The following is a 16,002-nucleotide window of genomic DNA, read 5'->3' on the forward strand; positions in this document are numbered from 1 at the left end:
AGTATATTAGATTCATTACGAAATTGGAGTGAACGACATGGAGAGAAAACATTGGTTGATTAAAGTATTGGCGGTGCTGACGATGCTGCTGAGTTTGGGCGCTGCGGTCGGTCAGGCCCAACCGGCGCAGGCGGCGACCAATCAATCGCTGGCCAAGATCAAACAGAAGGGCACACTGGTGATGGGAACGTCGCCGGACTATCCGCCTTACGAATTTCTGGTGAATAATCAGCCAGTGGGGATGGATGTATCCATTGCCAAGCAGATCGCTAAAGATTTAGGGGTCAAGCTGGTCGTTAAACAGATGGACTTTGATGCGCTGCTGGTGGGGTTAGAGACCCACAAGGTGGACATGGTGCTGTCAGCCATGACCCCGACGCCGGAACGGAAGCAGAGCGTGGATTTCTCTAACGTATACTACACTTCCGGTCAGTCGATCATTATCAATAAGACAGACAAGAGCATTTATAAGAGTTATAAAAACTTCGCCAACAAGAATGTGGGGGCGCAGACTGGTTCATTGCAGTATGATTTGGTCAAGAAACAGATCAAGGGGGCCAAAATCACTGGGCTGACAAAGGTGACAGACCTGATCATCGCCTTAAAGACCCATAAGATCGAAGGGATCGCCGCTGAGTCTGCCGTGGCTACCGCTTATGTTAAAAACAATCCGGACTTGACCGTGTTGGACCATCAATTTAACTTGAGCGAGTCTGATTCCGGTACCGCCATCGCTTTTGCCAAGGGCTCAACGTCCTTAGTGGCTGCCGTTAACCAAAGTCTGGCCAAGATCAAAAAGCAGAATCTTACTGAAAAGTACCTTAGCGAGGCCGGCAAGAGCTTGAAGGTCAACGTGGCCAACACCTCCATGTGGCATTACCGGAGCTACTTCATCAAAGGGGTCGGCTACACCTTGCTGATCAGTTTGATTGCCGTCCTGATTGGGGTCGTGCTGGGGACTTTGCTGGCATTATCCCGGCTCAGCCATTTCCTCCCATTGAAATGGATCGCCACGGCCTACGTTGAATTCATCCGGGGCACCCCGTTGATGATTCAAGTAATGTTCCTGTACTTTGGTTTGAATGTTCCCGCGCTGACCGCCGGCGTGGCCGGGGTCGCCATGAACTCTGGGGCCTACGTGGCTGAGTATATCCGGGGCGGCATCGATTCCGTCCCCAAGGGCCAAGTGGAAGCGGCCAGGTCACTGGGGTTGTCGTACAAAGATACGATGCGTTACGTGATCTTGCCCCAAGCCTTGAAGATTATTTGGCCATCGCTGGGGAATGAATTCATTTCCCTGATCAAGGAAAGTTCCATCGTGTCCGTCATCGGGGTCACCGATTTGATTTATCAATTGCGGCTGGTCCAGGCAGCCACGTACAAGGGAATCGCGCCCTATGCCGTGGCGATGGTGATTTATTTCATCCTCGTCTTCGGATTGACCCGGTTATTGAACTTCGCAGAGAGGAAGATGCAGCATGCCTAGTATGATTGAAACGAAAGGCCTGAAGAAGAGCTTCGACCATAATGAGGTAATCAAAGGGATCGATTCCCACGTAGAGAAGGGCCAAGTGATTGTCGTGATCGGCCCCTCCGGCGGCGGCAAGTCCACCTTCTTGCGCATGCTGAATATGCTGGAACAACCCACTGCGGGGACGGTGTCCTTTGAAGGTCAGGATATTACCGACTTACCGGCCAACAAATTGGATACGGTCCGGGAAAAAATGGGGATGGTGTTCCAAAGCTTCAACCTTTTTCCGAATATGACTGTGTTGGCTAACGTGGCTTTGGCCCCGCAACGGGTCAAGGGAACGAGTCCCCAGGCAGCCAAGGAGCAAAGTATAGCCCTGCTGGACCAAGTCGGCCTAGCCGATAAAGCCGATGCGTATCCCGCTTCCTTGTCAGGCGGCCAGCAGCAGCGGGTGGCCATTGCTCGCGCCCTAGCCATGGGGCCGGATGTGATGCTCTTTGATGAGCCTACCTCCGCCCTGGATCCGGAAATGGTCGGGGAAGTCCTGAAGGTCATGCAGACCCTGGCTAAACAAGGGATGACCATGGTTGTGGTGACCCACGAGATGGGCTTTGCGCGGAAAGTGGCCGATGAAGTGTGGTTCATGGATGGCGGTGTGCTGGCGGAAAAGGGCACGCCAGAGCAGATTTTTGACCATCCGCAAAACGAGCGGACAAAGAGCTTCTTAGCGAAGGTTCTGGAACAATAAACAGCCATAAAAGAAAGCGAGGCGCAGTGAAGTGCCCCACAATCGTTAGAGTATCTGTCTAACAATTATGGGGCACTTCACAGTGTGCCTCGCTTTCTTTTATGCGGAAAAAGGCGTAGAATAGCGCTCACTAGCGCTTTTGCCGAGAAATTGATATACTGGATTTGCGAACATTTGTTTTCAAGGAGTGAAAAATCAATCCATGGCGTCTGCACATATTGAACATAAACTAGCGCTCCTGCCCGATCTGCCGGGGTGTTATCTCATGAAGGATATTAACGCCAAAATCATTTACGTGGGGAAGGCCAAGAACCTCAAAAATCGGGTTCGGTCTTACTTTAAAGGGGATAAGAATAATGGTCAGGCGCGGCTGATCGAACAGATTGCGGATGTGGAAATCGCGGACTTTGATACGATCGTGACGACGACCGAGAAGGAAGCCTTTCTGCTGGAAATCACCCTGATCCAAAAATATCAGCCCTATTACAACGTTAAGCTGAAGCGGGGCACGGGGTATCCGTATATTAAGATCACCAACGAACGGGACCCGCAATTGCTGCTGACCAGTGAGATCAAGAAGGATGGGGCCTATTATTTCGGCCCCTATCCCAACGTCTACGCCGCTCAGGGCACCTTACAGTTTCTCCAGAAGGTGTATCCGCTGCGGCGCTGTCCCGGCCATCTAGGCCGGCCCTGTCTCTATTACCACATGGGGCAGTGCCTGGGGGCGTGCTTTCGGGAGGTGCCGGAGGCGGAATATGCGGCCCAGATCAAGAAAATCAAACGCTTTTTGGACGGCAATGTGGCGGAAGCCAAACGCACGTTGAAGAAGCGGATGACTGAGGCTGCCGAGAAGCTGCAATTCGAGCTGGCCGCTGATCTGCGGGATCAGATCCGTTATATTGAACAGACTGTCGAGAAGCAGCGGATCATTTCTAACGATAATACCCCCCGGGATCTATTTACTTACTATCTGGACAAAGGGTATTTGTCCGTGCAGATTTTCTTCATTCGCCAGGCCCGGCTGATCAAGCGGGAGAAACGGATCTTCCCCAGCGTCAATACGCCGGATGAAGAGCTGGCGACGTTTATTTTGCAGTTTTACAACCGCAAGAATCAGGTGCTGCCCAAGGAGGTCCTGGTGCCGGCTGGCGTGGAGAAGTCGGTCCTCAGCGAAATTCTTGGCATCCCGTTCCGCACGCCCCAGCGGGGGCAGAAGCGCCAATTGTTGGAGATGGCCAATGAAAATGCCAAGCTGGCGCTGGAAGAAAAGTTCCGCCTGCTGGAACTGGACAACCGCCAAACCGTGGGTGCGCAAGAGGAGATCTTCAAGGCGCTGGGCCTGCCGTATGGTCATGTCATGGAAGCCTTTGACCACTCTCATATTCAAGGGAGCGATCCGGTTTCGGCGATGGTGTATTATGAAGATGGCAAACCGAACAAAAGCATGTACCGCAAGTACAAGTTAAAGGGCGAAGTGGAGCATCAGAATGGCGCCAATGAAGCGGCCAATACCCGAGAAGTGATTCGCCGGCGTTATAGCCGATTGCTGAAGGAGAAAAAGCCGCTGCCGGATCTGATCCTGATGGATGGCGGAGAGATTGAACTGGACGCGGTCAAAGATGTTTTGGTCAATGAATTAAACTTATCGATTCCAGTGGCCGGGATGGTGAAGAACGATAAACACCAGACGGCGGATCTGCTTTTTGGCGATCCGCCGCGGATCATCGATCTGGATCGGCAGTCCCAGGGCTTCTTCCTGCTGACGCGGGTCCAAGACGAGGTGCACCGATTTGTCATTACATTCCACCGGCGGACGCATAACAAAAATTCCCTGGCGTCGAAGCTGGAGGCAATCCACGGCGTCGGGCCCAAGACCCGGATCAAACTGCTGAAGCACTTCGGTTCGGTGACTAAGATCAAAGAGGCGTCGGTGGACGATATCGAATCATTGGGGATCGCCAAGACGGTGGCTCAGACAATTTTACTCAGTTTGTAAGTAGTTGATAGAAAGCAGGTAATCATTGACATGACCAATATCCGAGTCCTTTTCATTTCTGTTTCCGGCAATACCCGGTCGTTTGCTGATAAACTGGCGGCTTACGGTCAAGCTCAACATCAGGCGAACGCTGACGAGCCCTTGGTCGAGGTCCAGGAAATCTCTGAGGCCACGATGCCGGCTAAAGAAACCACGCCATTTGTGGCGATGGTACCCACGTATCTCGATGGGGGCAATGGGGTCGATAATGGGGTCAAGGAACTGATGACCAATGCTTTGGGCGAATACATCGCCGATGGCGGCAATGAGGACCTGTGTATTGGTGTGATCGGCAGCGGCAACAAGAACTTCAACCGCCAGTATTGTTTGACAGCTAAGCGTTATGCAGCGGCGTTTACAGCACCGTTTATCGCCGATTATGAGCTGCGGGGCACCAAGGCGGACGTGGCGCGGATCTATAGCATCCTGAAGACCGCGTTCGCGCAGACTGCGGCACAATCGAAGTAACATAATACAAGTTAAACGAAGTGAAGCTGAGAATGTAGACCGGTGAGCGTTTTCATGGGCACCGGGAAAGTTTACATTTGCGGTTTTTTTCTTTAGAATGAAAAAAGGTATGTATACGAGGAGGAATCACGATGTTTGTTGACACGGTCACGATCAACGTTAAGGCCGGCAAGGGCGGCGACGGCGCGGTGGCGTTTCGCCATGAAAAATTTGTTCCCTTCGGTGGTCCGGCAGGCGGAGATGGCGGGCGCGGCGGCGACGTCATCCTCATCGCTGACGAGGGCTCCCGCACTTTGATGGATTTTCGTTATCAAAATCACTTTAAAGCGAAGCCCGGCCAAAACGGAATGATCAAAGCAATGTATGGGCGGGGATCCGATCCCGTCTACGTTAAGGTCCCGGCGGGGACGGTGGTTTATGACGCTGACACCGGCGAGGAACTGGGTGATTTGACCCATGATAAACAGACCTTGATCGTCGCTAAGGGCGGTCGGGGCGGCCGCGGCAATATCCACTTTAAGTCGGCCAAGAACACCGCCCCGGAAATCGCTGAAAACGGCGAACCGGGACAGGAATTGCGGATCCGGCTGGAATTGCGTCTGCTGGCCGATGTCGGTCTGGTGGGCTACCCATCCGTGGGCAAATCGACCTTCCTATCGGTGGTCACCAAGGCTAAGCCAAAGATTGCGGCGTATCAATTTACCACGCTGACGCCTAATTTGGGCATGGTCCGCTTAGAAGACGGCAACGACTTTGTTTTAGCAGACTTGCCTGGATTAATTGCCGGGGCGGCTGACGGCGTCGGTTTAGGTTTCCAATTCTTGCGCCACGTCGAGCGTACCCGGGTTATTCTGCACCTGGTGGATATGGATCCGGATAACGGCCGCGAGCCGTTTGATGATTTCCAGCAGATTCTGCATGAATTGGGCACATACGACGAAAAACTGCTGCATCGCCCGCAAATCGTGGTCCCCACGAAGATCGAGATTCCCGGTGCCGCCGAACGTCTGGCTGACTTCAAAAAGGCCTTAGCCGACTCGGCCTGGGCTGATTTGCCGGTCATGCCGGTATCCAATGTGACCCACGCCGGCGTGCAGCCGCTGCTGCATAAAACAGCTGAGCTGCTGCAAGCTGTTGTGGCTGCGGATGCGGAGAAGGAAGCCGAAAGGGCCGCGGAAACCAAGACCAAGACCTACACTGGTCCAAGTCAAGAACCAGCTTTCACGGTGACCCGGGACGAAGATGGCGTCTTCATCGTCACTGGCGAACGGATCGAAAAACTGGCCAAGATGACCAATTTGAATCATCAGGATTCATTAGTCCGCTTTGACCGGCAGCTGCACGGCATGGGGGTCAACGATGCCCTGCGGGAAGCGGGGGCCCGGGATGGCGATACGGTCATGATCGGGGACTTGACCTTTGATTTTGTTGAATAGATTGAGCTGAAAGGTGATAGGGAAGTAATGCAACGGGCAGGGCAAACGAAGAAACGGCGTTTTATCACCGGCTTCAGCGGGTTACGTACATTGGGCGTTTTGGGGGTTATTTTATACCATTTAAATCCCAACGTGTTTCGGGGCGGCTACCTTGGGGTGCCAATCTTCCTCGCGTTAGCCGGGTATCTCATCGCCGACCAAGTGATGCGCGAACTGCGCAGCACAGGTCATTTCCGCTTGCGCCGTTTTTACGGCCGGCGGCTGAAAAAAATCTACCCCACGCTGATCGTGATGCTTTTCGCGACCAGTACGTATATCGTGTTGTTTCAGCGCAACTTGTTGGCTAATCTGCATAAAATCATTGCGGCCAACTTGTTAAACTACTATAACTTTTGGCAAATCAGCAATGGTCAGTCGTATTTTGACCGGTTTGCCAACAATGAATCACCTTTCACCCATATGTGGACGCTGTCCATTGAGAACCAGTTCTACATTTTTGGGCCGTTACTGATTATTTTGCTATTCAAGCTCTTGAAGAATCGCAACGGCTGGATGGCGAATATTGCGTTGGCTATCTCAGTCGTGTCGGCTTTGTTGATGGCATTCTTGTACCAACCGGGAGTAGATCCCAGCCGGATTTACTACGGAACAGATACCCGGTTGTACGGAATTTTTCTCGGGGTGGCACTGGCTTTTGTCTGGCCCACAGATCGGTTGCGGACTGCGGTGGCTAGGAGTGATCGCTGGCTGCTGGACGGTATGGGTTTGGTCGGTATGGCTGGAATGCTTTGGCTGCTCTTCACGCTGGACGCTCAAAGCGCCTGGACGTACCGCGGCGGGATGGTTTTGTTCACAGTCTTCACCGTGCTGACCATTGCCGTCGTTGCCCATCCGGGGGCCGATTGGAACCGCATTTTGACCAATCCGGTTTTTGACTGGGTTGGCTCTCGTTCCTATGGTCTTTATGTCTATCAGTTTCCGGTCATGATCTTCTTTGAATCCAAGTTCCCAGACATCGCCAATCACCCGATTTTGTATCCCGTGATCGAAGTGGTGCTGATCGTAGCAATCAGTGAGGTGTCTTATCGCTGGATTGAACGGCCCATCGGCCAGTTTGATTTCAGTCAGCTCAAGACGTGGTTTCAGGGTTTGTTGCGGAATGATAGCCGGAAAGGCTGGACGAACCGCATCGCGGCTGCTTTAGTCGCGTTAATTCTGGTCGGCGGCAGTGTCGGCGTTGTGCAGGGCAGCCAAACCAAGGCCGACGGCGCCGATCAGTCTGCGCTGGCTAAGCGGATCAAGAAAAACCAAGCTGAAAACGATAAACGCAGCAAGGCCCAACTCGCCGCCATCAAGTCCGCCAATGCAGAGAAGAAGAAGGCCGCCAAGGATAAATCCTTGTCCGAATCGCTGTCTAAATCGCAGAGTGCTGCTGAAGAGTCCCGGGCGAAGGAACATCCAGTGAACAAAGATTTAGAGCAGTATGGTTTGACCCAGGTGCAATTGCAGCGTGCGCAGCAGATGTCGATCACAGCGTTTGGTGATTCAGTCATGATTGACGGACAACCACTGCTGACCCGTATTTTTCCGAAGATTTATATGGAGGCCAAAGTCGGGCAGCAAATGATCACGACAATTTCCCGGGTGCAAGCATTGGCTCAGCAGGGGGCCATGGCTGATGTTGTCTTAGTAGGATTAGGTACGAATGGTCCGTTCAGTACGGATCAGTTGGATCAGTTCATGCAAGCCATTGGACCCAATCGACGCGTATATTGGATCAATGCGCATGTGCCCACTAGACAGTGGCAAGGACAGGTCAACAGCATGCTGAATGAGGCAGCTAAACACTACAAAAATTTGCATGTGATCGACTGGTATAATTATTCGACACCGCATCCAGAGTGGTTCTCGGACGATCAAGTACATCCGAACCCGACTGGCAGTCCTTACTACGCGACCTTTGTCGCCAAGGGCATTTTAACGGGCGAACAACAAGCTCAAGAACAGAAGAATCAGCAGTAAATGGTGAATAGGGATTGAGACAACAGTCTGATTGCCCTGGCGTATCAAGGGCCGAGTGCGTAGCAAGCGGAGGCAAAATGAGCTCAGTGGTGGAAACCACACAGCGGCTTTGCCGCTGATGTGGTTAGGCGACTTGAAGACCGCGTTTTTTGCGGGCTTCAAGCGCCGTCACCACGTTCCAGCCCATTTTGCCGCAGCTTGCGGAGCACTTGGCCCGACAGCCGAGACAGGACTTTTGGCTCATTCCCTTTTTCCTGTTATGTAGACACCAAACATGAACTCAGGATGGAGACGGACAAACATATGGAGTTGGTTTTTTTAGGTACCGGCGCAGGAGTTCCTGCGAAATCGCGGAACGTCACGAGTATTGCATTGAAATTGCTGGCCGAACGCAATGAGATCTGGCTGTTTGACGTGGGCGAAGCCACCCAGCACCAGATTTTGCGCACTAATATCCGGCCGCGCAAGATCACCAAGATTTTTATTACCCATTTGCACGGCGACCACCTCTACGGCTTGCCCGGTTTAGTGGCTAGCCGCTCGTTTCAAGGCGGCAACACCCCCTTGACGATTTATGGCCCCACCGGGGTGAAAGACTTCTTAGAGACTGCCCTGCGGGTTTCTGACACCCACCTGAGTTATCCGCTGCATTTCGTGGAATTGGACCACGGCGGCCAAATTTTTGACGACGCGACGTTCTCCGTGACGGCGGCAACACTGGATCACCGCATCCAAAGCTTCGGTTACCGGGTCGTGGAAAAACCGCACCCCGGTGAATTACTGGTGGATGACCTGCGGGCCGCCAACGTTCCCGCCGGGCCGCTCTACGGCCAGATCAAGGCCGGCCGCGACGTCACCTTGCCCGATGGCCGCACGATTCAGGCCGCGGACTATATCGCCGCTCCGCAACCAGGCCGGATCGTTACGATTCTGGGTGATACACGAAAGACGCCTAATGCGGTAAAATTAGCCATGGATGCGGATGTGCTGGTGCACGAAAGCACCTTTGGCGCCGATGAGGCCAAACTGGCCAAGCGGTATTACCACTCCACGAGCAAGACGGCGGCAGAAACCGCTAAGCAGGCCCATGTCGGACTGCTGCTGCTGACGCACATTTCGGCCCGCTACTTGGGCAGTGCGGCCCATCAATTGGCGGTGGAGGCCCGTACCGTCTTTCCGCATACGAAACTGGTTCATGATTTTGAAACCATCGAAATTCCATTTAAGAAAGCAGCGGTGATGAGTCATGTTGGAAAATGATACTAAAACACTGACCGGCCAAGTGGTCGCTATTACGGGGGCCAGTTCCGGCATCGGCCAGGCGGTGGCCTACGAGGCCGCCCGCCAAGGAGCTACGTTGATTTTGCTGGCCCGCTCAGTCGATAAACTGACGGTGTTGAGTCAGGATGTGACCCTGCTCTCTGGGGCACCAGCCTATGTCGTGCCGGTGGACGTGGGCAGCCGTGAGGCCATTGATGACGCCGTGGCAGCGATTCAAGATAAAGTTGAGCGGGTCGACGTGCTGCTCAATGCCGCCGGGTTTGGCGACTTTGAATCAGTCACTGGAACGGACTGGGCCACAGTCAAGCAATTATTTGCTGTGGATGTGCTGGGGTTGATGTATTTTTCCCGTAAGATTGCCGGCATGATGATCGATGCCCACTACGGCCACATCTTCAATGTCGGGTCCATGGCCGGTAAACTGCCCACCCCGAAATCGGCTTATTATTCAGCGGCGAAAGCGGCGGTGATTCAGTTCTCGAATGTCCTGCGGCTGGAGCTGAAGCCTTTTGGTATTCTAGTCACCACGATCAATCCGGGACCGGTGGCCACAAATTTCTTCAGCATTGCGGACAAGACCGGCCAATACTTAGACAATGTCGCGGCTTTCACCATTGATCCAGGAGATTTAGCGAAAAAAATCGTCCGGACGATCGGCCGCCCGCGCCGGGAGATCAATGTCCCGGGCATCATGGCGGTGGCCAGCGTCTTGTATCCGCTGGCACCGACGATTGGGGACCAGATCGTGTTGTTGTTCGGCAACCGCAAGTAGCGGCAAACGGGTAGGGGGAGAATCAGATGAAAAAGCAGATTCGGTTAATCATTACAGTCGCTTTGACGCTGCTCATCGTCATTTTTGCGGTATTGAACGTCAACAATGCGGCAATCAACTTCGGTTTTGCTAAAGTGCAGCTGCCGTTGGTGCTGATTATCATCGGCGCGGCGTTTTTGGGGATCGTGATCACCGCACTGGTATCCATTGGCCAGCAGAATGAGTTGAAAAAACAGGTCAAAGACGCTGACAAACGCGTCGCGACCGCCGATCAGGCGCAAGAGGTGGCCGTCAAAGCGGCTGTCAAAGCAGAGAATGAGCGGTTGACCGCTGAGATGAACGCTGCCTTGGCGGAAAAGGATGAGCAGATCAAAGCCTTGCAGCGTCAGAGCAACACATTGACGCAGCAACAGGGCCAAATGCCGAAGCCGGCTCCGACTCAAGAAGGATGACGGCGGCCGCGGGGACTCGCTATACTGAATAGATCAACCACTCAGTGAAAGGAATGACCCGCATTCATGGATCCTGAAAAATTAACGCAAGCGGTCCGGGACGCATTGACCCAAGCCCGGCAAACCGCTGTGGTGCGCCACCACCAAGAGGTGGACGTACCCCATTTATTTTTGGCACTCACCTTGCCGGAGACCTTAGGGGCGACGCTGCTGCAAAAAGCGGGCGTGGCCAACGCGGCCTGGACGGCCGAATTGAATAAAGAACTTGACGCTATCCCGGTCGTGGGGGGCGTCAGTGATTACGGCAGTGTGCTGAGCAGTAATTTAAACAATTTGCTGACCCAGGCCGATCAACTACGCCAGCAGTATCAGGACGATTTTTTGTCCAGCGAGCTGGTGTTTTTGGCGTTGTATCAATTACAATACCATCCGCTGACCCAATTCTTGATTCAGCAGGGGGCGACAGCGGCCAAAGTTAAAAAGTTGATCGATGACCTCCGGGGCGGTCAGCATGTCCGGTCCGCCAACGCCGAGGCCAACTACAAAGCCTTGGAAAAATATGGCACCGACCTGGTCAAGGCCGCCCGTACCGGTAATCCGGATCCGGTGATCGGCCGAGACGACGAGATTCGGGATGTGATCCGCATTCTGTCCCGCAAGACCAAAAACAATCCGGTGCTGATCGGGGCTCCCGGGGTCGGCAAGACCGCCATCGTGGAGGGGCTGGCCCAACGGATCGTCCGCGGCGATGTCCCGGCTAATCTGCGGGACAAAACGATCATCTCTTTGGACATGGGCGCGCTGATTGCCGGGGCCAAGTACCGCGGCGAGTTCGAGGAGCGCTTGAAGAGTGTTTTAAATGAAGTCCAAAAGAGCGATGGCCAGATCATCCTGTTCATTGATGAGATCCACAACATTGTCGGTGCCGGCCAAACGGAAGGCAGCATGGATGCCGGCAACTTGCTGAAACCGATGCTCGCCCGGGGCGAATTGCATTTGATCGGAGCGACAACGCTGGATGAGTACCGTCAGCGGATCGAGAAAGACAAAGCCCTCGAACGCCGTTTCCAGCGGGTCCTGGTCCAAGAACCCAGTGTTGCTGAGACTATCACGATTTTGCGCGGGTTGAAGGAACGGTTTGAGATCTTCCATGGCGTGCGTATTCACGATGACGCCCTGGTAGCGGCGGCACGGCTGTCGGACCGGTACATCACGGATCGGTTCCTGCCGGATAAAGCGATTGATTTGGTGGATGAAGCTTCCGCAACGATCAACGTTGAGATGAATTCCCGGCCGACCGCTTTGGATGAAAATGAACGGGCCATCATGCAGCTGGAAATTGAGCAGCAGGCGCTCAAGAGCGAAACGGATAAGGCTTCGGCCAAACGCTTGGCAGTAGTCAACAGCCAGCTCTCCGATCTGCGGGAAACCAACCATACGCTCTCCGCCCAATGGGACGCTGAAAAGCAGGCCATCAAGGCAGTCAACGACAAGAAGAGCGCCATTGAAAAAGCCCAGCACGACTTGGCGGAGGCTCAGTCCCGCTACGATCTGGAAACTGCCGCCCGCTTGCAGCACGGCGACCTTCCCCGGTTACAGCAGGAACTGGCAGCTCTGGAGAAACAGGAACACAGCGGCCATTGGCTGGTGCAGGAATCGGTCACGGCTAATGAAATTGCGGCGGTCGTCGCGAACCAGACCGGGATCCCTGTGGCCAAGCTGGTCCAAAGCGATCGCGAGAAACTGCTGCACCTGGCTGATCAGCTGCACCAGCGGGTCGTCGGTCAGGACGAAGCGGTCAATGCTGTGGCCGACGCCGTTCTTCGGTCCCGGGCGGGGTTGCAGGACCCTAACCGGCCGTTGGGGTCATTCCTGTTTCTAGGGCCGACCGGCGTCGGCAAGACCGAACTCGCCAAAGCGCTGGCTGACGATCTATTTGATTCCGAGAAACACATGGTGCGCATCGACATGAGCGAATACATGGAAAAATATTCCGTATCTCGTTTGGTCGGCGCCGCGCCCGGGTATGTCGGCTACGAAGAGGGCGGTCAGCTGACCGAAGCTGTCCGGCGCAATCCTTACACCATTGTCTTGTTGGACGAAATTGAGAAGGCCCACCCGGACGTTTTCAACATTCTGCTTCAAGTTTTGGATGATGGCCGATTAACGGATAGTCAAGGCCGGACCGTGGACTTCAAGAACACATTGATCATTATGACCAGCAACCTGGGTTCCGAAGCACTGTTGCAGGGCTTAGATGATCAAGGTCAAATTACTCCGGCCACCCGGCAAGCAGTGGATGCGATCGTCCACCAGCACTTCAAACCTGAGTTTCTAAATCGTATCGACGACATTATTATGTTTGCGCCATTGAATCGGGCAGCGATCCATACCATCGTGCATAAACTTTTGGGTGAGCTGAATCAGCGGCTGGCTGATCAGGATCTGCATCTTGAAGCGACAGATGCGGCCGTAGACTGGCTGACGGCTAATGGTTATGATCCGGCCTTCGGGGCGCGGCCGCTGCGCCGGCTGATCACGACGGCGGTGGAGACGCCGCTGGCCAAAGAGATCATTGCGGGGCACTTTGCACCGGACAGCACGGTCCTGGTGGACGCCGGCCCTCATGATCAGCTGACTTTTCGGGTAAAAACACCAATCAGTACCGGGGCAGACCAAGCAAATTAGGGAAAGCCCTTGTCTGTTGGGGCAAAAAATAGTATTATGTTTTGAGTGAGCTGTCAATGACATTTCCTTGACAGCAGATCGATCCGCAGAGGATCGGTACTATGATACGTTGATATCATCAATCCACGGTAAAGGAGTTTTGAAAATGGCAGTTCCTGCACGGAGAACTTCGAAAACGAAGAAGCGTATGCGTCGTGGGCACATCAAATTGACGGTGCCTAACATGCATTTTGATGCCGCCACCGGTGAATACCGTTTAAGCCACCATGTTTCCCCTAAGGGTTTTTACAAGGGTGAACAAGTGGTTAAACCGGCCGCCGCTGACGCCAGTGATGCTGGTTCAGATAATTCTGGCTCAGATAACAGTGCGAATGCATAAGGTGCTTCGGCATCTGGAAAAAGTCCGGGTCTAATTCCGCTGTCCGCGGGATTAGGTCGGGCTCTTTTTTGTTTTGGGCATGGTAAAATAGAAGTCAATTAGTGAAAGGTAGGCGTTTCTTTTGGCAGACAACACAGTAACTTCCTACGTGACCGGTTTACAGCAGCTGGCGCTGCCCCGGTGGACGGACTTGCCGGCATTTTCCTTGTATGCCGAACAGGCGGCGGACATCGCCAATCAGGCGTTGGCGCCGTTTGCCTTTGCCCCGGTGACGACGAGCGATATTAATTATTGGGTCAAGCAAAAAATCGTCAGTGAAGCAGGCAAGAAGAAATTTGATCAAACGGGGATTGCCAAAATCTTGGTCACTGCCTTTCTCACCGAAGTGTATCCATTGGCCGATATCCGGACGGGATTGGCTCTGGTGCCGGCGGAACAGACGGCTCAGGCCTATGACTTCTTCGTGTTGACGACGATGAACACGGTCCATCGCTATGCCACTAATTTTCAGCAGGACGTGGTGATCCCTGGCCAAACGGCCGCTGCCGTCCAGGCAATGGCGGCACCCACGGCCCAGCTGGCCATCATGAGCGTCGTCCAAAAGGCGATCGTGCACCATGCGTTAGCCGCACTGGCGGCACCCGCCGCGGGGCAGCCGAAGGCATGAGCGAGACGACGACTTTAACCATTTTGTCAACCAGCGATACCCATGGTTTTGTTCTGCCGACGAACTACGTACAGCGGGATGGTACGCAGCCATTTGGCCTGACCCGGGCGGCCACGGTGATCGACACCGTGCGCCAGCAGGATCCGGCGCATACACTGGTAGTTGAAAACGGCGATTTCCTGCAGGGCTCGCCGCTGGCTTATTATGCAGTGAAAGGGACCGCTCAGTCCCAACCGAGTCTGTTGACCCAGGCCTACAATGCGGTGGGTTACGATGTCGGTACCTTAGGCAACCATGAATTCAATTATGGTGCTGACTATTTGCGTCAGGCACTGGCTACCCTGAATTATCCGCTGGCCCAGGCCAATATTTTGGACGAAGCCGGCCAGCCGGCGTTTGGCCCGGCCTATCAGCTGATCAAAAAGGGCGGGGTGACGGTTGCCATATTGGGCCTGACCACCAGCTATATTCCCCATTGGGAGAGCCCCGATCACATCCAAGGGCTGCAGTTTGCGGATGTCGTAAGCAACGCCGAGGAATGGGTTCCGCGGCTGCAGAAGCTAGCCGACGTCGTGGTGATCGCCTACCACGGCGGGTTCGAACGGGATCTGACCGATGGTGCGCCCACCGAAACACTGACCGGGGAAAACAAGGGCTATGCGTTGGCCCAGATTCCGGGGGTGGATGCGCTGATCACTGGGCATCAGCACCGCCAGCTCGCGGGCCATGTCCATGGCGTGCCCACCACCCAGCCTGGATACCGGGGCGAAATGGTCGGGCGGATCGATTTGACCCTGACCCGCGAAAACGACCGGTGGACGGTGACGGACAGCGATGCCCAGCTGCTGCCGACCGGCACGGCTGTGCCGCAGCCGGCTATCACGCAGCTGATGGCCCCAGTCCAACAGACCGTGGAAGATTGGCTGGATCAGCCTCTGGGCCGGGTGCAGGGGGACATGACGATCCCGGATCCGGATGCCGCCCGAATTACTGAATCACCTTATATCGAGTTCATTCAAACGGTGCAAATGGCAGCGACCGGCACGGATATTTCCGGTACGGCGCTGTTTAACAATGAGGGCGCTGGTTTTGGCGCCACCGTGTCGCTGCGGGACGTGATGACCAATTATATTTATCCCAATACCTTGGCAGTGCTGCGCATCACGGGGGCAACGCTGAGAGCGGCGCTGGAAAAGAGTGCCCGTTATTTCCAGCCTGCACCCAACGGGGCCATTGGGGTCAACCCGCGCTTTTTACACCCGAAACCGCAACGATACAACTATGATATGTATCATGGCATCGACTACACGATTGACGTGGCCCAACCGATGGGCCAGCGGATTACGGCGCTGACGTATCATGGTCAGCCAGTCCAAGCCGATCAGCTGCTGGACGTCACGGTCAATCAGTATCGGGCCGTGGGCGGCGGCAACTACACCATGTTTGGTCCCCAGCAGATCGTGCGGGAGAACCAGAAGGACATGACCGAGCTCATTGCCGATTACTTACAAGCTCATCCGGTCATCACCGCAACGGCGGATGATAACTTCCACGTCATTAACAGCAGCAAATAAAGGAGA

General features: G+C 54.3%; 13 protein-coding genes. All 13 read left to right on the forward strand.

What is annotated here, in order from left to right:
• The first annotated feature begins 37 nt into the window (after positions 1–37).
• The gene (locus FMM01_RS03875) at positions 38–1,486 is read left to right on the forward strand and encodes an ABC transporter substrate-binding protein/permease (RefSeq protein ID WP_150391709.1); all 1,449 of its coding nucleotides are present in this window, start codon (positions 38–40) and stop codon (positions 1,484–1,486) included.
• Positions 1,479–2,219 (forward strand): amino acid ABC transporter ATP-binding protein, encoded by a 741-nt coding sequence (locus tag FMM01_RS03880; RefSeq protein WP_272868976.1) that lies wholly within the window; start codon positions 1,479–1,481, stop codon positions 2,217–2,219. The genes FMM01_RS03875 and FMM01_RS03880 overlap by 8 nt, the downstream gene beginning before the upstream one ends.
• 202 nt (positions 2,220–2,421) lie before the next feature.
• The gene (gene uvrC / locus FMM01_RS03885) at positions 2,422–4,218 is read left to right on the forward strand and encodes an excinuclease ABC subunit UvrC (protein WP_027827364.1); all 1,797 of its coding nucleotides are present in this window, start codon (positions 2,422–2,424) and stop codon (positions 4,216–4,218) included.
• A gap of 30 nt (positions 4,219–4,248) precedes the next feature.
• A complete protein-coding gene (nrdI, locus tag FMM01_RS03890; RefSeq protein ID WP_150391710.1) occupies positions 4,249–4,725 on the forward strand; it encodes a class Ib ribonucleoside-diphosphate reductase assembly flavoprotein NrdI in 477 nt (158 codons plus the stop codon).
• Positions 4,726–4,856: 131 nt separating this feature from the next.
• Complete coding sequence (gene obgE, locus FMM01_RS03895; RefSeq protein ID WP_027827366.1) at positions 4,857–6,161, forward strand: GTPase ObgE; 1,305 nt, start codon at positions 4,857–4,859, stop codon at positions 6,159–6,161.
• Positions 6,162–6,188: 27 nt separating this feature from the next.
• Positions 6,189–8,183 (forward strand): acyltransferase family protein, encoded by a 1,995-nt coding sequence (locus FMM01_RS03900; RefSeq protein ID WP_150391711.1) that lies wholly within the window; start codon positions 6,189–6,191, stop codon positions 8,181–8,183.
• Between the two features lie 303 nt (positions 8,184–8,486).
• Positions 8,487–9,443, forward strand: coding sequence for a ribonuclease Z (rnz, locus tag FMM01_RS03905; RefSeq protein ID WP_146993753.1), 957 nt, complete (start codon positions 8,487–8,489; stop codon positions 9,441–9,443).
• Complete coding sequence (locus tag FMM01_RS03910; protein WP_063515187.1) at positions 9,430–10,236, forward strand: SDR family NAD(P)-dependent oxidoreductase; 807 nt, start codon at positions 9,430–9,432, stop codon at positions 10,234–10,236. The genes rnz and FMM01_RS03910 overlap by 14 nt, the downstream gene beginning before the upstream one ends.
• Before the next feature lie 26 nt (positions 10,237–10,262).
• The gene (locus FMM01_RS03915; RefSeq protein ID WP_051225050.1) at positions 10,263–10,688 is read left to right on the forward strand and encodes a LapA family protein; all 426 of its coding nucleotides are present in this window, start codon (positions 10,263–10,265) and stop codon (positions 10,686–10,688) included.
• A 66-nt stretch (positions 10,689–10,754) separates the two neighbouring features.
• Positions 10,755–13,376 carry an ATP-dependent chaperone ClpB gene (clpB, locus tag FMM01_RS03920; RefSeq protein ID WP_027827369.1) on the forward strand — a complete coding sequence of 874 codons (2,622 nt, stop codon included), beginning with the start codon at positions 10,755–10,757 and terminating at the stop codon, positions 13,374–13,376.
• 145 nt (positions 13,377–13,521) lie between these two features.
• The gene (gene rpmF / locus FMM01_RS03925) at positions 13,522–13,755 is read left to right on the forward strand and encodes a 50S ribosomal protein L32 (protein WP_027827370.1); all 234 of its coding nucleotides are present in this window, start codon (positions 13,522–13,524) and stop codon (positions 13,753–13,755) included.
• 121 nt (positions 13,756–13,876) lie between these two features.
• Positions 13,877–14,422: a DUF1836 domain-containing protein gene (locus FMM01_RS03930; RefSeq protein WP_063515189.1), complete on the forward strand. Its 546-nt coding sequence runs from the start codon at positions 13,877–13,879 to the stop codon at positions 14,420–14,422.
• Positions 14,419–15,996: a bifunctional metallophosphatase/5'-nucleotidase gene (locus tag FMM01_RS03935; protein ID WP_150391712.1), complete on the forward strand. Its 1,578-nt coding sequence runs from the start codon at positions 14,419–14,421 to the stop codon at positions 15,994–15,996. The genes FMM01_RS03930 and FMM01_RS03935 overlap by 4 nt, the downstream gene beginning before the upstream one ends.
• The last annotated feature ends 6 nt before the right edge of the window (positions 15,997–16,002 follow it).

The organism is Schleiferilactobacillus harbinensis (genome assembly GCF_008694105.1).
Lineage (GTDB): Bacteria > Bacillota > Bacilli > Lactobacillales > Lactobacillaceae > Schleiferilactobacillus > Schleiferilactobacillus harbinensis.